Origin of the sequence: Natrinema sp. H-ect4 (genome assembly GCF_041894845.1) — an archaeon.
Lineage (GTDB): Archaea > Halobacteriota > Halobacteria > Halobacteriales > Natrialbaceae > Natrinema.
In genome coordinates this window covers 122,107-147,027 of record NZ_JBHDYC010000007.1, presented here as the reverse complement: position 1 = coordinate 147,027, position 24,921 = coordinate 122,107, and the positions used below count along the sequence as shown (strand labels likewise).

Genomic DNA, 24,921 nt, shown 5'->3' with positions numbered 1-24,921 from the left:
CTTGCATAGCCATGAAGACGGAGGGTGGCTCCACCGCAGCGAAACGACGGGCCGGCGAACGTGCGGTCGAGGACGTCGAAGCCGGATCCGTCGTTGGGCTTGGCACCGGCTCGACGACCGCCCACGCGATCCGGGCACTCGGCCGCGCCGTCGAGAACGGCCTCGAGATCCGCGGGATCCCGACTTCCTTCCAGTCCCGCGAACTGGCCCTCGAGGTCGGAATACCATTGACGGAACTCGACGCGGTCGACGGCGTCGACCTCGCGATCGACGGCGCGGATCAGGTGGTCGACGACCCCGACGCGATGGCCCACGGCGCGCTCATCAAGGGCGGCGGCGCGGCTCACGCGCGCGAGAAACTCGTCGATACGGCGGCGGACCGGTTCCTCGTCGTCGCAGATCCGTCTAAGCTGACCGATCACCTCGAGCGGCCGGTCCCACTCGAAGTCCACCCCGACGCCCACACGGTCGTCGCCGAGCGGATTCGGGAACTGGACGGCGAGCCGACGCTTCGGGACGCCGAGCGAAAGGACGGCCCGGTCGTGACCGACAACGGGAATCTGGTACTCGACTGCGCGTTCGGCCCGATCGACGACCCCGACGCGCTGGCGACGCGACTCTCGGGGATTCCGGGCGTCGTGGAACACGGCCTGTTCGTCGGACTGGCCGACGCGACCTACGTCGGCACCGAGGGAGGCGTCGAGGTGCGGCGCTACTGACGCGGTCGCTACTGAACAGTTCTCACTCCGTCGTCTCCGGATAGTCGCGTGGCGCGTCGCCCGCCTGCGAGAACAGCCCGGCGATCTGGTAGACGGCCCCGAGCAGGCGAGTCGCGGGTATCACCCAGCCCCTCAGCTCGAGGTCGGGGTTCTCGTACGCCGTTCCGAGACCCCATTCGACGGCCGTTCGCGGGAGCAACGCCATGAGGCAGCCGCCGATGACGATCCCCGTCCCGAGGGCTGCCGGTACACATCGTCACGATGGAGTAGCCGGACGAACGCCAGCCCCTCGAGTCGCGCGATCGGGATCGTCCACGGTCGTACTCTGCCCCGATCGGGGGTCCCGAACGCGAGTCGCTTGCCGAAATCGATGAGCAGGTCGGGCGCGATCACCTCGAGCAGGCCGAACCCGATCGCCAGTGTTCGTTTCGTGGTTCGCTGTATCGATGATTCAGCCGTTACTTCGAGCGGAGGCGGAGCCGGGGCGACGACTGGTCCGATTCGGCGTGCGTCTCGTCGCTCGTCGTCCCCTTGCCCGTGCTCCGGGAGAGCAGCGTGACGGTCAGATAGAGGACGCCAAGCAGGCGCGCCGCGGGCTCCATCCAGGGCCGTACCTCGAGGTCGTCGGTATTGACGTAGACGAAGTGCTGGCTGAGTGTGATGATCGGTCGCGGGACGAGCACGAGCGCCAGCCCGGCGAGTCCAAGTCCCGCGGTGACCAGGATGGATCCCTCGCGCCCGCGGACGAGCAGCCAGACGATGAGCAGTCCCTCGAGCCGAGCGCCCGTCAGTGCCAGCGGTCGCCGCTGGGTCGCAGCGGGGTTTCGCAGGCCGATCCGCTCGCAAATTTCGATGATTGGCTCCGGCATGACGATCTCGACGAGTCCGAAGGCGATCAGGAGTCTCCGTAGCATGTCCCGCTCGTACCACGTCGGGGGGCAAAAAACTCGAGCCGGCGAGCCGAAGGTAACCGAACGGAGACCGACCCGGCGATCGGTTCGGCGGCTACGCTACGTCGGTTTGCGTCCGCAAAAAATCGCTCAGATAGCGTGCCTTACAGGTCGCGGGGCTGGACCGTCTTCCGGTCGTTTGCCTCTGCGCGGCGGGCGGCGTCGTCGAGCAGTTCCGAGACTTCCTCGTCGAGTGCGTCGTAGAAATCCGAGGCGACGTTTTTGTCATCGAGCGCTTCCTTAACGGCGGCTTTGACGATAAGGTCTGCCATACGATGTATTCGTTTCGCATTACCCCATATAAGGATTCTGCTTAGCGACGGAAATACGGGGGTTGCAGCGGTTGATTCGCCCGTTTCGACGACCCGATCCACCGGAAAGTATATGTTCGATGAGTGGCGGACCCGGTTTTCGCCGCTCTCGAACCGGTGGATCCGGCTCGCGCGCGGTCCTCCGGGGCTCGCGCGCACGTTCAGCGACTGGGGAACCGCCGGTCCCGTTCCGTCTCGAGACCGGGCCGACGGATTCGAGTACGTCGGTCGCGGAGGGCGAGTATGCGCGAACTGCTCGAGGCCGTCGCCGACGGCTCGCTGTCGCCGGCGGCAGCCGAAGCCGAACTCAGAGGGTACGTCATCGGCGAGGCGGGCCGATTCGATGCGGCCCGCGACCGGCGTCGCGGGGTCCCGGAGGCGATTTTCGCAACGGGGAAGACCACCACACAGATCGTTGCACTGGCCGAAACCGCGCTCGAGACGACGGGGCGGGCGCTGCTCACGCGCGTCTCCGACGAACAGTTCGAGCGACTCGAGGCCCACCTCGACGAGACAGCTCCGGCGGCGACGATCGACCGGCGAAGCGGGGCGGTCCGAGTAACGACGCCGGCGTACGACCCGCCGTCGCTCGACGCGACGGTCGGGATCGCGACCGGTGGGACTGTCGATGGACCGGTCGCCGACGAGGCGGAACTCGTCTGTCTGGACGCCGGTGCGACGGTCGACCGGGTCGACGATATCGGCGTCGCAGCGCTTACCCGGACGCTCGACCAGCTCGATCGATTCCGCGAGGCGGACGTATTGGTCGTCGCCGCCGGCCGGGAGGGGGCGCTCCCGACCGTCGTCGCCGGCCTCGTCGACACCCCGGTCATCGGCGTTCCGGTCTCGAGCGGCTACGGTCACGCCGGGGACGGCGAGGCGGCACTCGCCGGGATGCTCCAGTCGTGTACCGTGCTGTCGGTCGTCAACATCGACGCGGGGTTCGTCGCCGGGGCTCAGGCGACCCTGATTGCACGGGCGATCGATGCCGCTCGTGACTAACATGCACACCTAGTTACGGAAAAATAGTTTCTACTATCGAAAACTCACACAGTGTATGGGGAAGGATATTTAACCGTTCACCCGGTACGTTCGAGTACCGGCTTCGGCCGGTGTGACCAATGCCCAAGTGTGACCACTGCGGCGCGCACGTTTCCGAACGGTTCGCACGCGTCTTCGCCGACGAACACGGCGAGATCCACGCGTGTGTTAGCTGTTCGGCCAACGCCGGAATCGCGGAAGCCGCGAAAGAGCGCGCTCGCGGCACCTGACCATCGCGATCGAGACCACACGAGCAACGACCACGCGCCCCCACCGGACCGGACGCTTTTTACGCTCCCCCGCCTGGCCACGAGCGATGGCCGATCACGTCGTCTACGTACTCGAGTGTGCCGACGGATCGCTCTACACCGGCTACACGACCGACCTCGAGCGCCGCGTCGCCGAACACGATGCCGGCGAGGGAGCGAAGTACACTCGCGGACGAACGCCGGTTGAGCTCATATACCACGAGCGGTTCGACTCGAAGTCGGCCGCGATGTCCCGCGAGTACGAGATCAAGCAACTGCGCCGCGCGGCGAAGGAACGGCTCGTCGGCCTCGAGTGAGAACCGGCCGCGCTCGCGGTCGGTAGCCAGCGGTTCGTTGCTCTTCCAGTCGCCGGGCAACGCTTTGGTGCTCCCGAAGCCGTGAGCGCATCCCCGTCTCCCCTATTATCTCGAACACACTATCCGAAAAATAGATGTGTCGAGAGAATAATCGTTCTCTCGAGATGCAAATCGATGTCGTCGACGATCTCAGACAGCCCGAATACACCGGTGAGAACCGATGCGAACCGTGCACCGTCCTGAATCTGGTCATCGCGGCGGTACTCGGCTCCGTCATCGCGCGGAAATCCCGCCTCGGCGGTCTCCTCGCCGTCGGCATTTCGGTGGCATTGATCTACCTTCGGGGATATCTCGTCCCCGGAACGCCGGCACTCACCAAGCGATATCTCCCGCCCGAAGTCCTGCGCTGGTTCGGCAAGGAACCCGAACCGGACGTAGCCAGCGGTCTCGGAGGCGTCGACCCTGCGGCCGACACCGGGGACGTGACCAGTTTCGACGAGGCCGAGGCACTCGACACCGACGACGCTGGCGCCACCGCCGGCGAATCGACTGCACCCGAGGAGGAACCGACCCCCGTCGATCTCGAGACGCTGTTCCTCGAGCACGATATCCTCGAGCCCTGTGACGATCGGGACGACCTCTGTCTCACCGCCGACTTCGAGGCGGATTGGTTCGACGAGATCGACGCCCTCGACGAGTCGGGCATCGACGCCGCGGCGGCCGTCGACGCGTTCGGATTCGACGCCGATCCCGACGAGTTCGAACTCAGCGAACGGGGCGAGTCCTGGTCGCTGCTCTCTCAGTCCGGTGCCGCGGGTCGCTGGCCCTCGCGGGCCGCCTTGCTGGCCGATATCGCGGCGAGCCGCGCCCTCGAGCCGTGGGTTCCCGACTGGGCTACCTACCCCCCCGAGACGAGAGGCGAAGTGCTCAACGGCCTCCGGATGTTCCTCGAGACCTGTCCGTCCGGCGGCGACGTGCGGATGGGCGAGGAGGTCGTCGAATCCTGCTGTACGTCACACGAGGTCGTCGCGGTCACCTGCGAGGAGACCGGCGAACGGCTCTTCGAACAGCGCCTCGCCGACGTCGACGCCTGACCCGTCCCCTCGTTCGATTTCGGTCATCGCGAGTCACACTCGCCGACCCGTGCCGTCGCTTTTTTCGCACCGGCTGTCGACCACCGCACCATGGAGACGATCAGTTTCGGCACCGACGGCTGGCGGGCGACGCTCGAGGAGTTCACGGCCCCGCGGGTTCGGATGGTGGGGCAGGCGGTCGCCACCTATCTAACCGACGAGGGGATAGCGGGGCCGGTCGCGATCGGGTACGACGCCCGAGAAACCTCGCGCGGGTTCGCCGAGGAGCTGTCGCGAGTGCTGTGTGCGAACGGGTTCGACGTGTTGCTCGCCGACCGGGATCGGCCGACGCCGCTCGTCGCCTACGCGATCGTCGACCGCGACCTTGCGGGTGGGTTGGTCATTACGGCCTCGCACAATCCGCCGGAGTACAACGGCGTCAAGTTCATTCCCGAGGACGGCGCGCCGGCCCTGCCCGCCGTCACCGACGCCATCGCGGAGCGACTCGCTGAGCCCGAGGCGCTTCCCGATGACGAACACGGGACGGCACGCGAGGTCGACTTCGCCGAACCCCACGCCGACGCCGCCCTCGAGCTGGTCGAGTCGATCACTGGTACCACTGATCTCTCGGAGCTGACCGTCGCCTACGACGCGATGCACGGCAGCGGTCGCGACACGACTGACGCCCTGCTCGAGCGCGCCGGGGCCTCCCTCGAGCGCTCTCGTTGCGAGCGCGACCCCGAGTTCGGCGGTGGCTCGCCCGAACCCGCCGCAGAGAACCTTGGGTACCTGATCGCGGCCGTGACGGACGACGAAAGCGATGTCGACCTCGGGATCGCCAACGACGGCGACGCCGACCGTATCGCCGTTGTCACGCCCGAACGCGGCTATCTCGACGAGAACCTGTTTTTCGCCGCGCTCTACGACTACCTGCTCGAGACGGAGTCGGGCTCGGTCGTCCGGACCGTCTCGACGACCTACCTGATCGACCAGGTCGCGGAGGCCCACGGCGAGACCGTCCACGAGGTCCCGGTCGGCTTCAAGTGGGTCGCCGAGGCGATGGGCGAACACGACGCCCTCGTCGGGGGCGAGGAGTCCGGCGGGTTCACCGTCCGCGGGCACGTCCGCGAGAAGGATGGCGTCCTCATGGCGCTGCTTGCGAGTGCGATGCACGCCGCGGAACCGTTGGACGAGCGGGTCGATCGGCTGCTCTCCGAACACGGGACCGTCGTTCAGGACAAGATCAGCGTCGCCTGTCCCGACGACGAGAAGGCGCGAGTGCTCTCCGACCTCGAGGCCGAGATTCCCGACGACGTGGCGGGGACGGCGGTCGAGGGGGTCAACACCGCCGACGGCTTCAAACTGCAACTCGCCGACGGCTCGTGGCTGTTGATCCGCCCCAGCGGGACCGAACCCGTCCTGCGGGTTTACGCCGAGGCATCGGACGAGGATCGGGTCCAGGAACTACTCGAGGCCGGCGAGGAACTGGTCGCGCCGCTGGTGTGAGCCGCCGCTGGGTGCCCCTGAACCTCGGCCAGCGAGACTCGCTCGGATAGCGTTCTGATACCGTTCACCGCGGGCCAGTGTTCGTCACTGCACAGCGTGTATCGGTCCGTAGCGGGACATAGCTCTCCGTTCTACGTATTTTGTGGTGCTGCACCGCTTGTCCGCGTTAGTCGACTCGCTCTGCGGGAACGCCGACGACAGTCGCGCCCGGCTCGACGTCGCTCGTGACGACCGAGCCGGCGCCGACGGCCGCGTTCTCGCCGATCGTGATGTCCCCCAGGAGCGTCGCGTTGGCACCGAGCTGTGCGCCCTCCTCGACCGTCGGATGGCGCTTGACCGGTTCATTCGTGTCGCCACCAAGCGTGACGCCGTGGTACATGTGAACGTCGTCGCCGATCTCGGCGGTCTCGCCGATGACGACGCCCATTCCGTGATCGATCGTGACTCGCCGGCCGATCTCTGCACCCGGGTGGAGTTCGACGCCGGTTAGCAGGCGGACGACGTTGGACAGCAGCCGTGCAGTGAGTTGAAAACCGGCGTTCCAGAGCCGATGAAGCAGTAGGTGCGCCCAGACGGCGTGCAGCCCGGGATAACACAGCAGGACCTCGAGGTAGCCCGTCGCGGCGGGGTCGCGCGTGGCCATCGCGCGAACGTCCTCACGAATTCGTCGGAACATCGCTCACCTCGAGAGCCGACGGAGCGATCGCGACACGACGCTGTCGAACTGCGCTTAGACGGGGTGAGCGACAACACCGGCCCGCGGCGCCGCGAGGGTGGTTCCGCTCGGTACGCACGGGTGGGCCGGTGAATACCATATCCGACCGTAGCTGTGGGGATAGTGTAAAAGGATTCGTTTCCGTCCCTTCCCGGCTCACTCGCCGCGAGCCAGCCGCGTTCCGATTCGATCGGGCAATCCGGCTTCGTTGACTGCCTCCTGTACCGTATCGATGTCGTACTCGACGCGGTGGGTCTCGACGGTCAACGCGTCGAGATCGAGCACCGCGTAGCCCGCCCGCGGATCGCCGTCGCGGGGCTGGCCGACGCTGCCGGGATTGACGACGATTCCCTCCGCGAACCGTTCGACGCCCTGCACGTGGGTGTGGCCGAGCACCAGGACATCCTCGTCGCCGAGCAGTCGCGGCGAGAAGTCCCTCGGATACGTGTACCGTGTGTACCGGTCGGGATCGTCCGGATGTCCGTGGACGAGTTTCACTCGCCCGTCGCATGCGAGGCGTTCGTCCGGAAGATCGGTGAGCCACTCGAGCTGATCGTCCGACAGCTCCCGTTTGGCGTATTCGACGCCTGCACGGGCCATCCCGTTGAACCGAAAGGGTGCATCCCCGGCGACGGCGGCGTCGTGATTTCCCATCACCGTCGGCACGTCCCGCGCTCGCAACTCGTCGACGCAGTCGGCGGGCCAGGGATTGTAGCCGACCACGTCGCCGGCACAGAGGAGGTGGTCGACCGGAGGCATATCCTCGAGGACGGCCTCCAGTGCGACCCGGTTGCCGTGGACGTCCGAGATGAGTCCGACCTTCATGCTCGGACATAACAGTCGCGAGGTGTTTGTAGGTTGGCCGGGAGTCGTTCCCGGGTCGTACCGGGAGGGGACGCAGAAACTGTTCGATGGAGGGAAGCAACGTATCGCTCCAGACCGACCTCTCGGTATGCGGTGGCGCGCGCTGTCGGCCGACCGAGTGCTAGCGAGGGCGGCCGACGATATTGCGCGAGGGATGAGCGAGTGAGCAGAGCGAACGAGCGAATCGGCTAGGGAGGGTGTGGCCATTCCCTGTTGCCACGATAGCAGGACGCTCCGTCTCACCCAATTCCCAGCAGAACCCATTGCTCCCTTCACACGTCTATTGAACCACCAAAATCGACCCTCGAGCAGTTCCGCGTCAATCAGTCGCCGTTCTCGATCGCCGTCTCGAACCCGTCTTCGGTCCGAGCCACACCGGCCGCACAGACCGCGTGTTCGAACTCGAGGCTGTAGACCTCGCTCGCGGCCGCCTCGGCGTTCCCCGCCTCGAGATCGATCGGTTCAGGGCTATTCTTCTCGTAGGTCGCAACCAGCGTCGGCTCGTCGACGGTCTCGACGAGCAGCGCGTCTTTTCGAACCGTCCCGATCAGCGCCTCGCCGTCGCTACCGATCGTCGCCGCGATTCGAGGCGTGTCGTAGTCGTCCTTCTCGTAGTCCAGCGCCAGCAGGCTCTCCGCCAGCGCGTCGCGGGCGGGATAGCCCACCTCGAGTTTCTCCGCGATCGGATCGACGTGCGAACCGTTGCCGAAGGCGGCCGTCTCGCCCGTCGGCGTCTCGACTACCCGAAGACAGTTGTACGAGACGTACGGGTTGTCCGTTTCCGGGGCGTCCTCGGTGGGACCGACGGTGAGCGCCTCGTCTCGAGCAGTTATCTCTCGGTTCGGGAACGACCGCGACGAGACGCGGTACGCGCCGACTTCGGGACCGACGACGACGAATCGTCCGACGTACATACTCGAGCGTGCGCGAGAGAAGGGAAAAGGGATGTCGGTTCGCGCTCGAGCACCCGTCTTCGCCGGCACCGAGTCGGATCGGACGTGAGATTTCATATACGAACGGGCGGCGAACGGTAGTGTGACGACGGAGGAGGAGTGTCTCGAGGCGCTGCAGCGGGCCGCAGAACAGCTCGGTGAGTCGCCGACGAAGGCGCAATACGAGGAGTTGGGGTTGACGCCGGCTTCTGCGACGATTATTCGGACGTGTGGAGGCTGGAACGACGCGAAAGAGCTAGCCGGGTTAGAAACCTCGTATTCGAGAGGGCCTCGAGTCGGTTCAAAACCTGATGATGTCGATTTGCCTGCAGGAATGTCGTGGGAGGAACTTTCCGTCGATCAGGGATGGCACTACCGTAATACCGAGTGGAATAGGGAGCGGACCTTACACCGTCGCTCTCGACTCCGTTCTTGGGTCAATGATCAAAAACGAGAACGCGGCTGCTCTCAGTGTGGCGTCGATACTGTCGCGTGTCTGGACTTTCATCATATCGACGAAACAGCGAAACAAATGGCGGTCGGACGGATGATTACCTTTGGCTACGGCAAAGACGCGCTTCGTGACGAAATCGAGAAGTGTGACGTATTGTGTGCTAATTGCCACCGGAAACTTCATTATACGCTACCGAAACAGGAACGCCGGCGATGGGTCCACGATCAGAAGCGTGACGTCGGATGCGATCGATGCGCAGAGTCGGATCCTGCCTGTCTAGATTTCCATCATTCCGGTGACGAAAAGCAGGCTACTGTTTCAAAACTCGTCGCGAATGGGCAATCGAAAGAACGGATTCAGACCGAAATTGACCGGTGTTGTGTCCTCTGTGCCAACTGCCATCGAACGGAGCATTACGAGCCTCCGATGAGCTATAGTAGCCACTGAAAGTCATTGCACGTCTGATCGAACGACAGCTGTCCGATCAGTGTGTGAATCGTTTCAGTGGCTCTATAATACCAATCGGGAAGCCCCCTCAGTTTGAAATTCTCCGACGATCCGATTCGCACTCGAGTTCGTAACACTCTAATACGAACGCGAATTACAAACTGGTACGTCGTCGGTAATCGAGCCGACGAATTCATGTCAAGTCCATTAGGGTAGCGGCCAATCCTCCGAGCTTCTGGGGCTCGGGACGCTGGTTCGAATCCAGCATGGACTACTTCTCTGCCGTTTCAACTCGAGCACGTTCATACACCCGTCCCTTGATCTCCAGTTGAAACGAAGGGGTCTCGCGGTAACTGCTACGTCACCAGAAGCCATATCTCTCTGTCCTCGCTATCCATCCAGTATGAATCGACGGACGTTCCTCGCTGTTGGCGGGACAGCAGCAATCGGCGGAGTGGCTGGTTGTCTCGGTGGCGGTGATGGGTATGCGACGAACACTGTCAATGGTATCGATGTTCCGCTCGCACCGGTTAAGGACGTATACGAGTGGTACGAAGACGACGAGGCACGGATCGTCGACTCGCGTGGGCGCGCCCAGTACGAAGCACTCCGGATCGCGGATGCCGTCTTTTCGCCTGCACCGAACGGGACCGCTAATGACCCCGTCGAAGAGTGGTCGACTGACACGCAGATCGTTACCTACTGTCGCTGCCCGCACCATCTCTCCTCCCAGCGCGCCGCCGCGCTGATCGATGCGGGGTACGAAGACACGTACGCGATCGATGAAGGACTCGACGGCTGGGTGAACAACGAGTATCCGGTTGCCGGTTCCAACGTCCAAGCTCAGCGCCAGCGATACGAAATTAGCGGTACGACCGACTCCCGATACGCCGATCAGATGGTCTCCCTCGAACAAGTTACCGAGGACCGACGCGAATTGGCACCGATTGAGGACGACGGCTCGTATACGCTACAGCTCTACTACGCGGGCTCGACTGATTCCCGGTTTAGAGTCGAAGCGCCGAACTACACGACCGAGGGAACGCTCGAGGAACTGACGAGCGAGACCGTCACGATCTGAGTCGCTACGCCTCGTTTCGCTCGTAGGCACCTTCCTGCTCGAGTTCGCCCCGCTTCCGAACGACATCGGGCGTCCGGCAGATCCCCGGTGCGCCGGTCACCTGCGGTACCGTACAATTGTTGCAGCTCTTACAGAGAACGTGCGCTTCGTCTTCTGCTTCCGATTCGCCCTCGAGCAGCCGCGCCCCTAACCGAGGTTCGGCGTAGAAGGGGCGTGCCATGCCGACCATGTCACAGGCGGGTGTTGCGTCGTTGGCGTCTGTGCCTTCTGCTCCGCTCTGCTCGATCGAGCCGAGCAACCGATCAATCTCGCCCCGCTCGCGGATCCCGCCCTCTGCGAGCACGGGAATCGACAGTTGCTCGCGCACGCGTCGACAGAAGTCCTCGTTCCACGCGGGTTCGAAATCGTACTGGAGCGACTGCACGCGGTTCGCCAGGGCGACGAGTCGCCGTCGTCCTGACCCGCCGAAGGCCGCGTCGTACTCCTCGCGAAGCGCCTCGTTGGCCCACGCCCGCTCGGGGTACTCCCCGCGGACGATGCTCATGTCCCAGACGACCGATGTCTGGACCGGGACGACCGCGTCATAGCCGATCCGCTCGAGTCGGCGGGCGATTTCGACCCCGTCTGCGAGCGAGAGTTTCCGCCGAACGAGCGGCGACGGCGGCGCGGGCGTCTCGGCCGGCACCTTCGTTATCAGGGGGATGTCCCCCGCTCGTTCGCGGATCTCGTCGTGAACGCGTGCGAAAAACTCGAGGCGGGCCTCGGGCGAGCCGCCGAACTCGTCGTCCCGTCGGTTGTAGAAGGGCGAGCAAAACTGCTGGACGATCCCCATGTTCGCGCCGGCGAGGTGAATCCCGTCGTAGCCGGCGTCGACGGCTCGAGCGGCCGCGCGGCCGAAATCCGCCGCGAGGTCGTACACCTCGCCAGTCGTGAGGACGTGCGGATCGTACTCGAGGAATCCCAGCCGATCGAGCAGCTGCAACTGCCACGGCGGTTCCGAGACGGCGAGTTGTTCGAGGTCGGGATGTTCCCGGCGATACTCGGCGTGCCAGGTCTCCATACTTCGGAGCCCGCCGTGCTCGAGCTGGATGAAGATTCGGCTCCCGTGGTCGTGGATCCGATCGGTCAGTCGCGACAGTCCCTCGACGAACTCAGCGTCGTGGACGCGGGTCATCCCCGGCGCGGCACAGCCGCCCTCGCCGCGGACGATCGTCGCGCCCTGACAGATGAGTCCGACGCCCGATGCCGCCGCGGGCTCGAGGTCGTCGATCAACGCCTCGACCGCATCGGGGCCGTTGCCCGCACACTCGAGCAGCGGCGCGCGGTAGAGCCGGTTGGGGATCGTGAGATCGCCGATCTCGATGGGGTCCTCGAGGGTGGCCATAGCTAGACGTCCAGCGGATCGCACAAGAGCGTGGCGTCGACTATCACCCGTCGACTCCCGTCTGACGGCCGGTCACCGGCTCATCTTTCGTCGCCTCGCCTTTTGCCGCCTCGTCTTTCGTCGGTTCACTTCTCGACTTCGAGCAGGGCGACACGTTCGCCAACCAGCGCCGACAGCGGCGCGTCGGTGGCCCCGCGTTCGGCGTCAGTGATTCCGAAGAACTCACAGAGCGTCTCCTCGTCTCGCGACTTGAGCGTCGGCTCCCGTTCGATGAACGCGTTCAGTTCTTCGAGAGCCTCGAGCGTGGCCGCTTCCGCGTCGGCGGCGTCGCCATCGACGAGGACGACTGCCCGATTGTCCCCTTCGCTGACGCCCATCTCGAGCGCCCGATCGATCTGTCGCCGGCCGGCGGCGTACAGCAGGATCTCGACGGCGCGATCACGGGCGACGTTCTCGCCGCGCTCGATGGCACGGTCGGCCAGCTTGACGGCCCGCTCGAGGTGGGGACGATCGGCGATATACCGCGAATCGAACGCCTGGATCGTCACGCCGTGGCGATCCCCGATCGCGCCGATTTCGGTTACAAACGAGTCCAGATCGTCAATCGCGAGTCGGCACTCGAGTAGCTCCATCAGAAATCACCCAGGCTCGCCTGACTGTCGTCCGGATCCGTCGACTCTGCCGTCGTCGCGTCGCTGTCCGCGTCGCGACTCGAGTCGCCGATTGGCGCTCCACCTCCCGACTCGGCGGGCTCGATGCCGTCCATCGAGGGATCCTCTCGGCCGGCGTTCTCGAGGATGGTCTCGGCCGTCTTCTTCCCCTTGAGTACGCGGAGAACGACGCCTTTGTCCGCGGTCCGCAGGTCCGCGGGCTCCTCGATTCCCGCGTCGTAGAGCCGTCGAGCGCGCTTCCGGCCGACGCCACCGACCCCGACGAGTTCGAGTAATTCTTCGCCGACGCCGTGTTCGACGCGGGCACGGGCCTCGCGGACGGCGACTGTCCACTCGCTGTCGATCTCCGCGGCGAGCGACTCGGCCGCACCGAGCAGCCACTCGGCGGTGTCGACCTTCCCGCGGAGGTCGCCCGGGCCGATCTTGTACCGGTCGGTCAACTGCTCTTCGTCGGTCTCCGCGGCCCAGTCCTCGAGCAGTTTCCCCGTCTTGAGCGCGGAGAGCCAGTCCTCGAAGCGCTCCTCCTCGAATTCGCTGGGGGCGTCACCCAGCAGTTCGGCCTCGCGCTCGTAGTAGAGTTCGCCGAACTTCTCGTCCTCGCCCGATCGGAGGTAGAGCTCGTACATGTCCGGCGTCCGCGAAACGAGCTGGTAGAGTCCAAGCGCGGTCGGGCGCTCGTTCGCCCGCTCGAGCCCGTGGACGATCGTCGCGGCGCTCATCGGATCCAGGTAGAGCCGGGAGACGGTGTGGCCAAGGCTGGTGGCCTCGAGCGACTCGTCCCGACCACTCTCCTCGGCGAGGTCGGCCGCGGAGGTGAACGCGCCAGCTGCGTCGTCGTTGTCATCCTCGCCCGAGGTACCGCCACCGTCACGTTCGATAAAGTCGTTCGACTCGAGATACGCCAGCACCGTGTCGGTCACCGTCTCGAGCCGGCCGGCTTCGGTTGACTGGCTGGCGTAGAGAGTGGCCTCGAGGAACTCGAGGAGTCCACCCCGCGTTCGGGCGAAGCCGGAGGCGATGGTCGCGAGGACGTGCGTCCGCAGGGCCGGCTCCGCGGCCAACTTCGAGCGCACCGGTTCGGGATCGGCCCAGACGTAGCGGTCGAACAGCTCCTCGCTTTCCTCGTGGCTCTTGGCGAGCAACACGGCCTCGCCGTAGGGGTCGAGCCCCGGCCGACCCGCACGCCCCATCATCTGGTGGACCTCGAGGACGTCCAGGGGTGCCATCCCGCCGGCGCTGGGATCGAAGCGTCGCCAGTCGCGGACGATAACCCGCCGAGCGGGCGTGTTGACCCCTGCTGCGAGCGTCGGCGTCGCCGAGATCACCTTCAGGAGCCGGTCGCGAAAGGCGTCTTCGACGATACTCCGCTGGGTGCTCGAGAGGCCGGCGTGGTGAAACGCCGAGCCGCGTTCGACGGCCTCGGCCAGGTCCTTGCTGGTCTCGGTGTCGCTGTCGTCGCGGATGTCGTCGGCCAGTTCGGCCAGCTCATCCCGTTCCTCGCCGGTCAGTTCGTGCTTCGAAACGCCGCCCAGCCGTCTCGCGGCGGCCTCGGCATTCCGGCGGGAGTTGACGAACACGAGCGAGGAGCCCCCCTCCCGCAGGATGTCGCGGACGAGTGCGGCCTCCTGTTTCTCCGAGCCCTCGACCGGCACCTCACGAGTCGAGCCGTCGTCGAAGTTCAGCGCGTTGCCGTAGTGGACGCCCATCTGGAGGTCGATCGGCCGCCAGTCGGTGTCCACGAGCGCGGCGTCGAGCCAGTCGGCGATTTCGTCGGCGTTGCCGACCGTCGCCGAGAGCGCGACGACCTGCATGCGCGGATTGAGCTTTCGGAGCTTCGCGAGGGTAACCTCGAGTGTCGGCCCCCGATTCCGGTCGTCGATGAGGTGGACCTCGTCGCTGACGACGCAGGTCAGATCCGAGAGCCAGTCTGCGCCGTTTCGCACGAGTGAGTCGACTTTCTCGCTGGTGGCGACGATGATGTCCTTCGTCGAGAGCCAGTCGCTGGTGCTCTCGTAGTTGCCGGTCGTCACACCCGTTGTCACGCCGAATCGCTCGTAGGCTTCGAACTCCTCTTTTTTCTCGCTGGCGAGTGCTCGCAGTGGGACGATGTACAGCGCCTTCCCGCCGCGCTCGACCGCCGACAGCATCGAGAGCGCGGCGATCATCGTCTTCCCGCTGGCGGTGGGAACCGCGGCCACGAGGTTCTCGCCGTCGGTCGCGCCCGCCTCGACCGCCTCGGCCTGTGGCGGGTAGAGCTCCTCGATGCCATCGCTCCGGAAGTGGTCGACGGCACCGGCCGGGAGCCCCGTCAGCTCCTCGATATTCATTACCCGTCCTTGGCGCGTCCCGCGGTTTAAAGTATCGTCTCGCCGACTGTGGTGAGTGGCTTCTCGAGCGTTCGATCTGGAGAACTACGTCGAACTTCGGACTGAGCAACCGACGTGCGGTGGCGCGCGCTGTCCGCCGACCGAGCGCTAGCGAGGTGCGAACACAGTGAGCACCTCGGAAAGCGAACGGTGACCGGAGGGAATCGTGAGCCACGCGAGGGCGGCTGACGACACTGTGCGTGGTCGTCGCGAGCAGAGCGAGTGACGGCGTGGAAGACGCATAGCGTCTTCCAGTGGATGAACGAGTGAGTTAGCGAACGAGTGAATCGGCTGGGGAGGGCGTGGCGATTCCCTGTTGCCACGATAGCAAGACACTTTCTCTCACTGACCCCCATCAGAACCTACTGCTCCATTCACACAACGGAGTGAGCGATTGTTTGACGGCGATAGACCGATGGGACCAGCGACCGAAGACGACTCCATGGCCGACGCTACTCACGTTCTCGTCCCGACGCTCGGCCGGCCGCGGGAAGACGAGGCACTCACCTACGCCCTCGAGACGTTCCCCGACGCCGAGATCACGTTGCTCGCGGTCGTAACCCCGCTGGACGCGCCGCTCAGCGAGGGCGGCGTCCTCGAGCGAAGCGAGGAACGAACGACGGCGGCACGGGCCAGCGCTGAGGAGGTGCTCGAGTCGGTCACCGATTCCACCGATCCCGCGGTGGTGGACCGCGTTCGGATCGAGACGACCGAGGGACGGCCCGGCACCGTCGTCCCGCAGTACGCATCCGAGGAGGGAATCGACCACGTCGTCATCTACGGCTCCCAAAGCGGATCGACGGGGTTTCTCAGGCGGTTTCTCGGCCGCGGCATCGCCGCCACGGTGGTCGAACGCACCGCGCGACCGGTGACGGTGCTCTAGCCCCGACTGAAACTGTTCTCAACCGATCGCACGGCTGTCGTGCGACCCAGTGTCGAGCGGCCGCCGTGCAGTGAGCACCGCGCAGCGACCGTCAATGGCTCCTCTCGAGCGAGGAATCGGATCCGCTCGCCCGTCTCGAAAAAAGATGGGGTTCAGTGGATCCTCGAGTCACCGACCCCGTCAGAGACTCAGCTCTCGATGACCCACGCGAATAGTTGATAGAGTCCGTAGCCGACGACGACCGAACTCCCGAGCGTGACCAGCCAGAAGGTTATCGTGACGCCGATCTTGCGCCGCGAGACGCCGGCTGAGCCGCCGGCCAGCCCGCCGCCGATGACTCCCGAGAGGATGATGTTGTTCAGCGAGATGGGGATCCCGAGCGCGATCGCTAGTTGGGCGATGATGAAGCCCGGCACGAGTGCCGCAATCGACCGCCGCACGCCGAGCTGAGCGTACTCCCGGGAGGTCGCCTGTAACAGCCGCGGCGCGCCCATCCAGGCCCCCGCGAGGATGCCGACCGCGCCGATCGCGAGCAGGAGGCTTCCCGGCAGGCCGAGTTCGGCTCGAAAGAGGTTCTCGAGCGGGCCGGTCGCGAGTCCGACCTGCGAGCCGCCCGAGGAGAAGGCGACGATGCCGCCGAGGACGAGCAGGAACGAGCGGATGCCGTTTTCGACGGAGACGCGGACGCGTTCGCGAACCCAGTAGAACGCCAGGGCCCCGGCACCGATCGTTATGAGGACGGTGCCGAGATCGATCCCGGCGGCGAGCGTCGGCCCGCCGCCAAACTGCCGAGCGACGAAACTCGCGAGAGTGCCCTGATCGGCCGTCGGATCGGGGATCACCCCGAGGCGGACGTTGGCGACGATCGCGCCGACGACGCCGGCTAACAGTGGGACCCCGACCGTCTCGGGAACGTCGTCGCGTCGCAGGACCGTCGCCGTCGCGTACGCCAGCCCGCCGGACATGATTGGCACCAGCGCCCAGAAGATCCCGAGTCGTCGGTAGGTGGCCATCGCCGGGTCGCCGCCAAGCGAGAGGCCGACGCCGACCATCGCGCCCGTCGTCGCGAACGCCGCGGGGATCGGATACCGCGTGTAGATCCCGATCGCCATGAACGACGCCGCCGTCAGCAGACCGGCGGTGGCCGCAAGCGGCGTGATCGTGACGCCATCGATTAGATCCCCACCGATGGTCTCGGAGATGCTGCCGCCCTGCATGAGCGCCCCCGCGGCCGCGAGCAGGCCGATGACGAACGCCGCCCGCATCGTCGAGATGGCGTTCGCGCCGATCGCGGGTGCGAACGGCGGCGAGTTACTGTTGGCTCCTAGCACCCACGCCATGAACAGGCAGGTGACGATCGCGGTCCCGACGAGGACAGCACCGGACAGTGCGACCATTTCGTCTCCCGTACCCCGTCGTTCCACGACTGAGTGGAAAAGCGTTCCCTCGGCAGTACTGTCGACCGCACGTTCGTCACGGTCCCGTCGACCGCCTCGTCAGCCGGTCTTTTCGAGCACCGCTCTGTAGTGCGCCCCCTCGTCGTCTCGAGACACGCCGCAAACGTCCCACGGCGTTCCGGTCGCCCCCTCCCGAAGCCGAGCGGGCGAGCACAGCAGGAACTGGAGCGTCCGCCCAATCTCCCGGCGCGGCTCGCCGTCGTCCGTCTCGCGTTCGAACTCGAGGTGGAAACACCGGTGAGCGACGCCCTCGCGAGGGTCGGGTCGGTAGCCGAAGCAGTCCTCGTCCAGTCGCGTCGGATCGTAGTTGTCGACGACTGCGACTCCGCCGTCGTCGGTGACGCGGGTGAACTCGACGAGCAGTTCGCGGATGCCGGCCAGCGAGCGGCCGAGGCCGAGCTGCGTGCCGACGACGTGGACGGCCCCGAACGCGTTCGTCGGCACCGGCAGATCGAACATGTCGCCGACGAGAACGTCCTCGAGGCCGCGTTCGCGGGCGGCCAAGACCGCATTTGGACTCGCGTCAACGCCGACCGCGTCGACGCCCCGATCGGCCCACCACAGGAGGTGGTTCCCTGCGCCACACCCCACGTCGAGGACCGGCTCGGCGTCGGCGAGGCGCTCGAGCGCGTCGATCGTCTCCCGGTCCCACGACTCGGGACTCGAGAAGTAGAACTCGGCGACGTTACCGTCCCGTCGCTCCGTCCCATCGCGATAGGTCAACTGTCCCGGGGTGTCGCGGTGGTGAGCGAGCATCGCTCGGCCGAGCGGATCCGCCCCACTCTGCCGTCGTTCCTCGGCTGCCGACGAGCCGGTCCGGTCCTGGCTCATACCCGAATCAAGGGAGCCGAGGATAGTAAATCACCGCTGACAATTGGTCCCGTATAACGTCTCTCACGGTAGACGACCGCTAACGATTTACGGGGATCGGCCCAACCCTCGCCCATGAAAGTCGAGTTCGACGAGGACACCTGTATCGGGATGTTCCAGTGCGTTGCCGAGTGGGACGCCTTCGAGAAGGACAAATCGAGGGGGAAGGCGATCCTTACGGACAGCGAGGAGGTCGAGGACGGGACCTTCGTCCGCGAAGTCCCCGACGACGCCGAACTCGACGCGAAGTTCGCCGCCCGGTCCTGCCCCGTCGACGCGATCACGATCTACGACGACGACGGCGAGCAGCTAATTCCCTGAGCCGGACTCCTGTCAGTCATCTCCAGGCGCATCCGTGACCAGCTATGCGGGTGCACCGGGACACAGTGACAGCAACCCGTATGACGCCGGCTCGAGCAGCGGACGCGAAAAAAGTCGATCGGGAACGACCGTCGCTTACGAAATCTTATCGTACTGCTCCGAGAGCTTCTCGGCGGCCTCGCCGAGCTGGTTGCGCTCGTACTCGGTCAGGTCCCACTCGACGATCTCCTCGACGCCGTCGGAGCCGAGTTTGACGGGGACGCCGAAGGCGGTGTCCTCGTGGCCGTACTCGCCCTCGAGCGCGACGCTGCCGGGGAGCACCTCGCCGGTGTCGCGCAGGATGGCCTCGACCATGTGGCCGACGCCGGTCGCCGGGCCCCACTCGGTTGCGCCCTTCTTCTCGATGACGTTCATCGCCGAGGCTTGGAGCTCCTCGAGCAGCTCCGCTTTCTCGTCCTCGTCGAACTCGAGGTCTCGGCCGTCGACGCGGACCTTCGAGAAGACGGGGACCTGCGCGTCGCCGTGCTCGCCGAGGATCGTCGCTTCGACGTTCTGGACGGGCGCGTCGAAGCGCTGAGAGATCACATACCGGAACCGAGCGGAGTCGAGCCGACCGCCGAAGCCGATTACCTTCTCGCGGGCGCGCTCGCCCGTCTCGTAGAGGTGCCGATTGAGCAAGTCGACGGGGTTGGAGGTGGTGACGGTGATGAAGTCGTCGTTGTGTTCGGCCAGCGAGGAGCCGATATCCTCCATGATGGGCGCGTTGTCGCCTGCGAGGTCGATCCGCGTCTGGCCCGGCTGTCGCGGGATGCCCGCCGTGATGACGACGACGTCCGAGCCGGCAGTGTCCTCGTAGTCGCCCTGTCGGATCGTCGTGTTCGAGTCGTAGGCCGCGCCGTGATTGGCGTCCGCGGCCTGTCCGATCGTGTCGTCTTCCTTGTCCGGAATGTCGACGAAGACGAGCTCGTCCGCAACGTCTCGAAGCGCGATGTTGTAGCCTGCGGCGGCCCCGACCGTCCCGGCCGCGCCGACCACGCTAACTTTCGTCATACCACGTATTGCTTCCCCATCCCACACGTTAAATCCGTCGGACGATGGCGTTCGAACAGTGCTGCTGCTGTAGATATCGACGGCTGTCGTCGCGCCTGATCGTCCCGCAGTTACCGACGATCGAGCCGACTAGGCCGGCGCGAACCACCGTGCTGTCCTCTGAACATTTCCCGATCGCCGTCGCGTTCCCGCGAGCCACGGTCGCCTCGAGACCGAACCGATCATGCCCGTCGCTCGCGGAACGCACCCATGCGCGTCAGCGTCATCGGCGGCGGAACGATCACGGACGAACAGGCGGCTCGGGCGGAAGCGGTCGGACACGAACTCGCTGCCCGCGGCCATACGGTGGTCTGTGGCGGCCGCGGCGGCACGATGGAAGCGGTCTGTCGCGGCGCGAACGCCGCGGACGGCACGACGATCGGGATCCTTCCCGGCGAGTGCCGCGGCCACGCCAACGACTACGTCGATCACCCGATCGCCACCGGGCTTGGCCATGCCAGAAACGCCCTCGTCCCGCTGAACGGCGACGCAGTAATCGCGCTCGCTGGCGGCGTCGGCACGCTTTCGGAGATCGGCTTCGCCGGTATCTACGACCGCCCCGTTATCGGCCTCGAGACGCACGACGTCTCGGATTTCGGGATGGCTTTCGAGACGGTCGAGTCGCCGGAAGCGGCCGTCGATGCGGTCGAATCCGCCCTCGAGCGGTGACTGAACCCGTCGCGAATCGGTGACGGTCGGCTGTCGCAGCTTTTTCGACGCTTCGAAACGTCTAGACGGACATGAGCGACTTCGACAAGGAAGCCGAGCGCGAGAAACTTCGAGAGAAGTACGAGCAGGACAAAGAAGAGCGCAAGGCGACCCAGCGGATGAGCGATCTGCTGCTCAAGGGCGCGACGATGACAAACGCTCACTGTGGCACCTGCGGGGACCCGCTTTTCCAGCACGAGGGCACCACGTTCTGCCCCAGCTGTCACGGCAATCCCGACGCCGTCGAGGGGACGGGACTCGAGGCGCAACCGGCCGACGAACAGCCAACGGCGGGACAGCCCGCGACGGAACAGTCGACTGCGGAGCAGCCCGCGACGGGACAGCCCGCTGCAGGGCAGTCTACGACGGACCAATCCGCTGCAGGGCAGTCTGCGACGGACCAGCCGGTCGACGACGGTCGCGACCGTCCGGCGAGGGCCGATGCGACGACCGCGGACACGGTCGACGCTGCCGACTCCGAGGCTGGCCGTGCAGCCGACGCCAACGGGGAACCGACCGCTGCCGGCCGGCGACGAACCGACGAGGGGGTCCGTCAGCCGCGATCCGAGACGTCCGATTCGAGCGGCGGGTCGAGGTCGCCCTCGACAGTAACCCCGCCGTCGGTCGAGGGCGACCTCGAGACCGCACGCGACGCGCTCGTCCGCACGCTCGAGAAGTTCGCCGCGGAGGCCGCCGCCGCCGACGACCCCCGGTATGCCCGGGACTGTCTCGAGGCGGCACGCGAGGCCGGCGAGACGCTGTCGACCCTCCGTTGATGACGCTGGCCGGTACTGCTGGCTCTGCGTTGACGGCTCTCGACTGGTGGTCCCACCGACCAAAGCTCACTTGTCGGTCCTCCCGGGGTGTCGTCGCGTACCGTTCTGGCGTGAGAGTCGATCCGGACACGGATCTCTACATCAATAGATATATATTTAGTAAAAAACGTATACTCTACTGACACTCATCGACGGGCCAGATCGGCCGATTGCGCGCGCCGTGGTTCAGGTAGCTATTTCCCTCCGCCCTCCGTGCTACCGGCCCACAGACCGAAGTCACCCGTCGAACCACGAACTTGGGAGAAACTAACGATGGCACTTGGATTCGTCGTCACGCTCACGGTACTCGTCGTTTGCATCGGACTCATAGGAACCTGTGCGACCTGCCTCGATCGGACCGCTATCAGTCGGACGGCGGCTGAACTCGATCACCGATTCCTCGAGACGGCGCCGTATCTCGGCGCGGCGGCCCTGTTCTTCCTGGCAAAGCGGGCAACGACCGGCCAGAGTGAACGGATCTCATACGCTCTCGACTGGGACATCACCGCGGAGATATACGCCGTCGAAGGGGAGTTCGTGGCCGTTCTTCAGGATATCGTCCCCGAGGCCACGCTGGAGTTCTTCTCGGCGATGTACATGTTCGGGTTCCCGTTCCTGCTGGTAACCGCACCGATTCTTTACTTCCTGTTGCCGTCCCAGCGCCACCTCAAGGAACTCCTCATCGCATACCTGTTGAATTACTTTATCGGGACGATCTTCTACACGCTGTTTATCGCGTACGGGCCGCGAAACCACCTGTCGTCCGTCTCCGGGCTGATGTACGACTTCTATCCGCAGGCTCAGACGATGACGTCGGCAGTGTCGTCGAACACGAACGTCTTCCCGTCACTGCACACGTCGCTGGCAGTTGTCGTCTTGGTGTTTGCCTGGCGGTCGCGCAACGAATACCCGCGGTGGGTTCCGATCGCGTCGTTCGTGACCGCGTGCGTCGTCTTCTCGACGATGTACCTCGGGATCCACTGGCTGATCGATGTCCTCGCGGGCATCGTCCTCGGCGTCGGAGCCGTCTGGATTGCCGACTGGATCGTCACCCGCGTGGAGGGGAGACCGGGCCCCGCTCCCATCGGCGACGAGAGCGAGGACGGGATCACCTCCGAAGCAAGCGACTGAGCCGCGGGCCGAGTCGGACTCAGCCGGTGTAGTCGCTGCCGATAACCTCCCGAATCCGCTCGGCGGTCACCCGTCCGACGCCGTCGGCCGCCTGCAACTCGTCTTCGGTCGCGATCATCACGCCTTCGACCGTACCGAACTCCTCGAGTAGCGAGCGCGCGGTGACGGGACCGATCTCGGCGATCGAGGCAACGACGTACTCCTGTTGCTCGCTCAGGGTCTTGGTCCCTTTCTCGCCGTGGACCGACACCTCCCGGTCGGCGGTCGACTGTTCTCGGCCGGCGATCACTGCCAGCAGTTCGGTCGTATCGTCTTCGCTTTCGGTCCGCAACACGCTCGCACCGAAGTCGACGGCGAGACTCGAGAGCGCCCCCCTGATCGCGTTCGGGTGGACGTCCCGTTGTTCGTATAGCCCCTCGCCTTCGACGACGACGATCGGCCGCGAGTAGTGGCGAGCCATTGCGCCGACCTGCTCGAAGACTGACCGGTCACCCCCGACCAGCGAGTCGACGAAGTCGGCGACGGACTTTCGCTCGACGACGGCGCGATCCGACAGGACATAGTCGCCGACGGAAAGCGTCTCGAGGCTGATCTCGTACTCCTCGCGCCGCGAGAGGTCGCGAGCGATGTTCGCGTCCATCTCGCGCTGGTCGGCGACGACGGCAACTGTCTCGCCCTCGGCGTGCGGTTCGTGGGTTTCGACCTCGCCGTCGGCGTCGTCTCCGTCATCGTCATCGCTACTCGCTTCCGAGTTCTCGGGCCCGAATTCCTGCAATCCGGGCTGCCCCGCAACCCCCTCGCTTCCGCTGGAAGACCCACCGACTGCGTCGGGGTCAGCGACGCTGTCGTTCACTTCCGCTTCGCTCTCGTCGGCGGCCTCGAAATCGGCCAGCGATTGCTGGGAGTCGTCGAGTTCGTCCGCGAGGTCGTCGGCCATCCCCTTGAGGTCGCGGAGTTCCGACTCCATCTCCTTCTCGCGGCGCCGGGAGATCCAGAAGTAGGCCTCGTCGCGGGTGTCCTCGGCCATGAGGACGACGACGCGCCCCTCGGACTGGCGACCGGTCCGCCCCTTCCGCTGAATCGACCGGATCGCGGTTGGGACGGGTTCGTAGAAGAGTACGAGGTCGACCTCCGGGACGTCCAGCCCCTCCTCAGCGACCGAGGTGGAAACGAGCACCTCGAACTCGCCCGCCCGGAACTCGTCCAGTACTTCCTGTTGTTGGTTCTGGGTCATCCCGTCGGAGCCCTCGCGGTCGCCCTGTCCGACGAACCGCTTCGCGTCGAAGCTCTCGCACAGGAACTCGGTGAGCGCCTCCGCCGTGTCGCGGGACTCGGTGAAGACGATCACGCGCTCGCCGCCCTCGAGCCCCAGCGTCTCGGCGAGCAGCATGCGAGTCTTGCTATACTTGGGGTGGATCTCGTCGAAACTCTCGGCCTTCCGCATGGCCTCGCGGACTCGCGGGTCCGAGACCATTCGCTGGCTCGCCTTCGACGCGCCCGACGACCGAGCCTGATTGCGCTGGCGATCGAAATACCGACAGAGGGCCTCGACGCTCTGTGTCTCCACGAGGGTGACTGCCTGCCGGAGCTTCATCACCTCGGCGTGGATCGACATCCCCTCGAACCCCTCCGACTGGTCGTTGTTGATCAGTTCCTGTAACTCCGCTCGCATCCGATTCAGGTCCTTCTGGGACTGGTCGGGCTGGGTCGAACTCGCGACGCCCAGCTCTTTGAGCTTCTCGAGGCGCTCTTTGATGACCTCGTTCAGCGCGTCCCGAATCTCGAGGACCTCCTCGGGGAGGTCGATGCGTTCCCACTCGACGTCGGTGTCGTGGGTGAACTCCTCGACGTCGGCGTCCTCTTCCGTCATCACCTCGACTTCGTCCAGCCCGAGGTTCTCACAGACCTCAAGGATGGCCTCCTCGTCGCCGCCGGGCGAGGCCGACATCCCGGTAACGAGTGGTTGCTTCGCGTCGGGGTGGTAGCGCTCGGCGATGTAGTTGTACGCGTAGTCGCCGGTCGCGCGGTGGCACTCGTCGAACGTGATGTGGGTCACGTCCGCGAGCGAAATTCGACTCCCGACGAGGTCGTTCTCGATCACCTGCGGGGTCGCCATCACGACCGTCGCTTCCTCCCACATCGCCGCGCGGTCGTCCGGACTCACGTCGCCGGTGAAGACGACGATTTCCTCAGCCGGTATCTGGAGCGCTTCCCGGTAAAAATCCGCGTGTTGCTGGACGAGTGGTTTCGTCGGCGCGAGCATCAGCGACTTGCCGCCGACCTCCTCGAGTCGCCGCGCCGTCACGAGCAGGCTGACCGTCGTCTTCCCGAGTCCCGTCGGGAGACAGACGAGCGTGTGGTAGTTTGCGGCCGTGCCCGCGAGTTTCAGCTGATAGAGTCGGCGCTCGAGGAACTCGGGCTCGAGCAGCGGATGCTCGATCGAGGGCGGTTCCTCGTCCTGTGCTGCCATTGCCGGCGGTTCGACGCGGCCGCGGTTAAGCGTTGAGAAAGCACGGTGGAAGTGTAACTCCCGTGTATTGCATTGTGATTGGCTTCCTCAGTGGTGTG

At 65.4% G+C, this 24,921-nt stretch carries 26 protein-coding genes and 1 tRNA gene; 14 read left to right on the top strand and 13 right to left on the bottom strand.

Annotated elements, in window-relative coordinates:
* Positions 1-11: 11 nt before the first annotated feature.
* Complete coding sequence (rpiA, locus tag ACEWFR_RS11050; RefSeq protein WP_374061073.1) at positions 12-719, top strand: ribose-5-phosphate isomerase RpiA; 708 nt, start codon at positions 12-14, stop codon at positions 717-719.
* 22 nt (positions 720-741) lie between these two features.
* Here rpiA and ACEWFR_RS11045 read toward each other — a convergent pair whose 3' ends face one another.
* From ACEWFR_RS11045 to ACEWFR_RS11035, 3 genes are all read right to left on the bottom strand, one after another.
* Entirely contained in the window at positions 742-924 is a 183-nt protein-coding gene (locus ACEWFR_RS11045; protein ID WP_374061072.1) for a hypothetical protein, read from the bottom strand.
* Positions 925-1,177: 253 nt separating this feature from the next.
* A complete protein-coding gene (locus tag ACEWFR_RS11040) occupies positions 1,178-1,633 on the bottom strand; it encodes a hypothetical protein (protein ID WP_374061071.1) in 456 nt (151 codons plus the stop codon).
* A 140-nt stretch (positions 1,634-1,773) separates the two neighbouring features.
* A complete protein-coding gene (locus tag ACEWFR_RS11035) occupies positions 1,774-1,941 on the bottom strand; it encodes a DUF1931 family protein (RefSeq protein WP_008013450.1) in 168 nt (55 codons plus the stop codon).
* A gap of 282 nt (positions 1,942-2,223) precedes the next feature.
* Here ACEWFR_RS11035 and larB point away from each other — a divergent pair, with 282 nt between their 5' ends.
* The 5 genes from larB to ACEWFR_RS11010 all read left to right on the top strand — a co-directional run bounded on the left by larB (position 2,224) and on the right by ACEWFR_RS11010 (position 6,165).
* Positions 2,224-2,982, top strand: a complete 759-nt coding sequence (gene larB, locus ACEWFR_RS11030) for a nickel pincer cofactor biosynthesis protein LarB (protein WP_374061070.1) — start codon at positions 2,224-2,226, stop codon at positions 2,980-2,982.
* A 119-nt stretch (positions 2,983-3,101) separates the two neighbouring features.
* Positions 3,102-3,251 (top strand): hypothetical protein, encoded by a 150-nt coding sequence (locus ACEWFR_RS11025; protein WP_006184973.1) that lies wholly within the window; start codon positions 3,102-3,104, stop codon positions 3,249-3,251.
* An 86-nt stretch (positions 3,252-3,337) separates the two neighbouring features.
* Positions 3,338-3,586: a GIY-YIG nuclease family protein gene (locus tag ACEWFR_RS11020; protein ID WP_374061069.1), complete on the top strand. Its 249-nt coding sequence runs from the start codon at positions 3,338-3,340 to the stop codon at positions 3,584-3,586.
* Between the two features lie 164 nt (positions 3,587-3,750).
* Positions 3,751-4,680: a hypothetical protein gene (locus ACEWFR_RS11015; RefSeq protein ID WP_374061068.1), complete on the top strand. Its 930-nt coding sequence runs from the start codon at positions 3,751-3,753 to the stop codon at positions 4,678-4,680.
* A 90-nt stretch (positions 4,681-4,770) separates the two neighbouring features.
* Positions 4,771-6,165 (top strand): phosphoglucomutase/phosphomannomutase family protein, encoded by a 1,395-nt coding sequence (locus tag ACEWFR_RS11010; protein WP_374061067.1) that lies wholly within the window; start codon positions 4,771-4,773, stop codon positions 6,163-6,165.
* A 166-nt stretch (positions 6,166-6,331) separates the two neighbouring features.
* On the opposite strand, the gene cysE is transcribed toward ACEWFR_RS11010, so the two are convergent.
* From cysE to ACEWFR_RS10995, 3 genes are all read right to left on the bottom strand, one after another.
* A complete protein-coding gene (gene cysE / locus ACEWFR_RS11005) occupies positions 6,332-6,841 on the bottom strand; it encodes a serine O-acetyltransferase (RefSeq protein ID WP_374061066.1) in 510 nt (169 codons plus the stop codon).
* Between the two features lie 195 nt (positions 6,842-7,036).
* Positions 7,037-7,705: a metallophosphoesterase gene (locus ACEWFR_RS11000; protein WP_374061065.1), complete on the bottom strand. Its 669-nt coding sequence runs from the start codon at positions 7,703-7,705 to the stop codon at positions 7,037-7,039.
* Positions 7,706-8,067: 362 nt separating this feature from the next.
* A complete protein-coding gene (locus ACEWFR_RS10995; protein WP_374061064.1) occupies positions 8,068-8,658 on the bottom strand; it encodes an IMP cyclohydrolase in 591 nt (196 codons plus the stop codon).
* Positions 8,659-8,779: 121 nt separating this feature from the next.
* Here ACEWFR_RS10995 and ACEWFR_RS10990 point away from each other — a divergent pair, with 121 nt between their 5' ends.
* The 3 genes from ACEWFR_RS10990 to ACEWFR_RS10980 all read left to right on the top strand — a co-directional run bounded on the left by ACEWFR_RS10990 (position 8,780) and on the right by ACEWFR_RS10980 (position 10,658).
* The gene (locus ACEWFR_RS10990; protein ID WP_374061063.1) at positions 8,780-9,577 is read left to right on the top strand and encodes a homing endonuclease associated repeat-containing protein; all 798 of its coding nucleotides are present in this window, start codon (positions 8,780-8,782) and stop codon (positions 9,575-9,577) included.
* A gap of 201 nt (positions 9,578-9,778) precedes the next feature.
* A tRNA-Gln gene (locus ACEWFR_RS10985) sits at positions 9,779-9,851 on the top strand.
* 129 nt (positions 9,852-9,980) lie between these two features.
* Entirely contained in the window at positions 9,981-10,658 is a 678-nt protein-coding gene (locus ACEWFR_RS10980; protein WP_374061062.1) for a rhodanese-like domain-containing protein, read from the top strand.
* A gap of 4 nt (positions 10,659-10,662) precedes the next feature.
* Here ACEWFR_RS10980 and ACEWFR_RS10975 read toward each other — a convergent pair whose 3' ends face one another.
* From ACEWFR_RS10975 to ACEWFR_RS10965, 3 genes are all read right to left on the bottom strand, one after another.
* Positions 10,663-12,042 (bottom strand): NADH:flavin oxidoreductase, encoded by a 1,380-nt coding sequence (locus ACEWFR_RS10975; protein WP_374061061.1) that lies wholly within the window; start codon positions 12,040-12,042, stop codon positions 10,663-10,665.
* Between the two features lie 125 nt (positions 12,043-12,167).
* Complete coding sequence (gene cgi121, locus ACEWFR_RS10970) at positions 12,168-12,674, bottom strand: KEOPS complex subunit Cgi121 (protein ID WP_374061060.1); 507 nt, start codon at positions 12,672-12,674, stop codon at positions 12,168-12,170.
* Positions 12,674-15,040, bottom strand: coding sequence for an ATP-dependent DNA helicase (locus ACEWFR_RS10965; RefSeq protein ID WP_374061059.1), 2,367 nt, complete (start codon positions 15,038-15,040; stop codon positions 12,674-12,676). The genes cgi121 and ACEWFR_RS10965 overlap by 1 nt, the downstream gene beginning before the upstream one ends.
* Before the next feature lie 454 nt (positions 15,041-15,494).
* Between ACEWFR_RS10965 and ACEWFR_RS10960 the strand changes: the two genes are divergently transcribed.
* Positions 15,495-15,962 carry a universal stress protein gene (locus ACEWFR_RS10960; RefSeq protein ID WP_374061058.1) on the top strand — a complete coding sequence of 156 codons (468 nt, stop codon included), beginning with the start codon at positions 15,495-15,497 and terminating at the stop codon, positions 15,960-15,962.
* Between the two features lie 188 nt (positions 15,963-16,150).
* On the opposite strand, the gene ACEWFR_RS10955 is transcribed toward ACEWFR_RS10960, so the two are convergent.
* Together ACEWFR_RS10955 and ACEWFR_RS10950 are read right to left on the bottom strand one after the other, a co-directional pair.
* Complete coding sequence (locus ACEWFR_RS10955) at positions 16,151-17,359, bottom strand: anion permease (RefSeq protein WP_374061057.1); 1,209 nt, start codon at positions 17,357-17,359, stop codon at positions 16,151-16,153.
* 99 nt (positions 17,360-17,458) lie between these two features.
* A complete protein-coding gene (locus ACEWFR_RS10950; RefSeq protein ID WP_374061056.1) occupies positions 17,459-18,250 on the bottom strand; it encodes a class I SAM-dependent methyltransferase in 792 nt (263 codons plus the stop codon).
* Between the two features lie 114 nt (positions 18,251-18,364).
* On the opposite strand from ACEWFR_RS10950, the gene ACEWFR_RS10945 reads away from it, so the two are divergent.
* Positions 18,365-18,610 carry a ferredoxin gene (locus ACEWFR_RS10945; RefSeq protein WP_374061055.1) on the top strand — a complete coding sequence of 82 codons (246 nt, stop codon included), beginning with the start codon at positions 18,365-18,367 and terminating at the stop codon, positions 18,608-18,610.
* A gap of 135 nt (positions 18,611-18,745) precedes the next feature.
* On the opposite strand, the gene mdh is transcribed toward ACEWFR_RS10945, so the two are convergent.
* Complete coding sequence (gene mdh, locus ACEWFR_RS10940) at positions 18,746-19,660, bottom strand: malate dehydrogenase (RefSeq protein ID WP_374061054.1); 915 nt, start codon at positions 19,658-19,660, stop codon at positions 18,746-18,748.
* A gap of 249 nt (positions 19,661-19,909) precedes the next feature.
* Between mdh and ACEWFR_RS10935 the strand changes: the two genes are divergently transcribed.
* From ACEWFR_RS10935 to ACEWFR_RS10925, 3 genes are all read left to right on the top strand, one after another.
* A complete protein-coding gene (locus ACEWFR_RS10935; RefSeq protein ID WP_374061053.1) occupies positions 19,910-20,368 on the top strand; it encodes a TIGR00725 family protein in 459 nt (152 codons plus the stop codon).
* Positions 20,369-20,439: 71 nt separating this feature from the next.
* Positions 20,440-21,183, top strand: coding sequence for an Sjogren's syndrome/scleroderma autoantigen 1 family protein (locus ACEWFR_RS10930; RefSeq protein ID WP_374061052.1), 744 nt, complete (start codon positions 20,440-20,442; stop codon positions 21,181-21,183).
* 312 nt (positions 21,184-21,495) lie between these two features.
* Complete coding sequence (locus ACEWFR_RS10925; RefSeq protein ID WP_374061051.1) at positions 21,496-22,353, top strand: phosphatase PAP2 family protein; 858 nt, start codon at positions 21,496-21,498, stop codon at positions 22,351-22,353.
* 19 nt (positions 22,354-22,372) lie between these two features.
* Here ACEWFR_RS10925 and ACEWFR_RS10920 read toward each other — a convergent pair whose 3' ends face one another.
* Positions 22,373-24,823, bottom strand: a complete 2,451-nt coding sequence (locus tag ACEWFR_RS10920) for a DEAD/DEAH box helicase (protein ID WP_374061050.1) — start codon at positions 24,821-24,823, stop codon at positions 22,373-22,375.
* Between the last annotated feature and the right edge of the window lie 98 nt (positions 24,824-24,921).

Bases quoted from the DNA above. Each gene is read 5' to 3' on its own strand.
- ACEWFR_RS11015 (WP_374061068.1), top strand. From the start codon at position 3,751: ATGCAAATCGATGTCGTCGACGATCTCAGACAGCCCGAATACACCGGT.
- cgi121 (WP_374061060.1), bottom strand. From the start codon at position 12,674: ATGGAGCTACTCGAGTGCCGACTCGCGATTGACGATCTGGACTCGTTT.
- ACEWFR_RS10945 (WP_374061055.1), top strand. From the start codon at position 18,365: ATGAAAGTCGAGTTCGACGAGGACACCTGTATCGGGATGTTCCAGTGC.
- ACEWFR_RS11010 (WP_374061067.1), top strand. From the start codon at position 4,771: ATGGAGACGATCAGTTTCGGCACCGACGGCTGGCGGGCGACGCTCGAG.
- larB (WP_374061070.1), top strand. From the start codon at position 2,224: ATGCGCGAACTGCTCGAGGCCGTCGCCGACGGCTCGCTGTCGCCGGCG.
- ACEWFR_RS10980 (WP_374061062.1), top strand. From the start codon at position 9,981: ATGAATCGACGGACGTTCCTCGCTGTTGGCGGGACAGCAGCAATCGGC.
- ACEWFR_RS11000 (WP_374061065.1), bottom strand. From the start codon at position 7,705: ATGAAGGTCGGACTCATCTCGGACGTCCACGGCAACCGGGTCGCACTG.
- ACEWFR_RS11020 (WP_374061069.1), top strand. From the start codon at position 3,338: ATGGCCGATCACGTCGTCTACGTACTCGAGTGTGCCGACGGATCGCTC.
- ACEWFR_RS11045 (WP_374061072.1), bottom strand. From the start codon at position 924: ATGGCGTTGCTCCCGCGAACGGCCGTCGAATGGGGTCTCGGAACGGCG.
- ACEWFR_RS10920 (WP_374061050.1), bottom strand. From the start codon at position 24,823: ATGGCAGCACAGGACGAGGAACCGCCCTCGATCGAGCATCCGCTGCTC.
- ACEWFR_RS10925 (WP_374061051.1), top strand. From the start codon at position 21,496: ATGGCACTTGGATTCGTCGTCACGCTCACGGTACTCGTCGTTTGCATC.
- ACEWFR_RS11025 (WP_006184973.1), top strand. From the start codon at position 3,102: ATGCCCAAGTGTGACCACTGCGGCGCGCACGTTTCCGAACGGTTCGCA.
- ACEWFR_RS10965 (WP_374061059.1), bottom strand. From the start codon at position 15,040: ATGAATATCGAGGAGCTGACGGGGCTCCCGGCCGGTGCCGTCGACCAC.
- ACEWFR_RS10935 (WP_374061053.1), top strand. From the start codon at position 19,910: ATGCGCGTCAGCGTCATCGGCGGCGGAACGATCACGGACGAACAGGCG.
- ACEWFR_RS10960 (WP_374061058.1), top strand. From the start codon at position 15,495: ATGGGACCAGCGACCGAAGACGACTCCATGGCCGACGCTACTCACGTT.
- ACEWFR_RS11035 (WP_008013450.1), bottom strand. From the start codon at position 1,941: ATGGCAGACCTTATCGTCAAAGCCGCCGTTAAGGAAGCGCTCGATGAC.
- ACEWFR_RS10930 (WP_374061052.1), top strand. From the start codon at position 20,440: ATGAGCGACTTCGACAAGGAAGCCGAGCGCGAGAAACTTCGAGAGAAG.
- ACEWFR_RS10975 (WP_374061061.1), bottom strand. From the start codon at position 12,042: ATGGCCACCCTCGAGGACCCCATCGAGATCGGCGATCTCACGATCCCC.
- cysE (WP_374061066.1), bottom strand. From the start codon at position 6,841: ATGTTCCGACGAATTCGTGAGGACGTTCGCGCGATGGCCACGCGCGAC.
- ACEWFR_RS11040 (WP_374061071.1), bottom strand. From the start codon at position 1,633: ATGCTACGGAGACTCCTGATCGCCTTCGGACTCGTCGAGATCGTCATG.
- ACEWFR_RS10955 (WP_374061057.1), bottom strand. From the start codon at position 17,359: ATGGTCGCACTGTCCGGTGCTGTCCTCGTCGGGACCGCGATCGTCACC.
- ACEWFR_RS10950 (WP_374061056.1), bottom strand. From the start codon at position 18,250: ATGAGCCAGGACCGGACCGGCTCGTCGGCAGCCGAGGAACGACGGCAG.
- mdh (WP_374061054.1), bottom strand. From the start codon at position 19,660: ATGACGAAAGTTAGCGTGGTCGGCGCGGCCGGGACGGTCGGGGCCGCC.
- ACEWFR_RS10995 (WP_374061064.1), bottom strand. From the start codon at position 8,658: ATGTACGTCGGACGATTCGTCGTCGTCGGTCCCGAAGTCGGCGCGTAC.
- rpiA (WP_374061073.1), top strand. From the start codon at position 12: ATGAAGACGGAGGGTGGCTCCACCGCAGCGAAACGACGGGCCGGCGAA.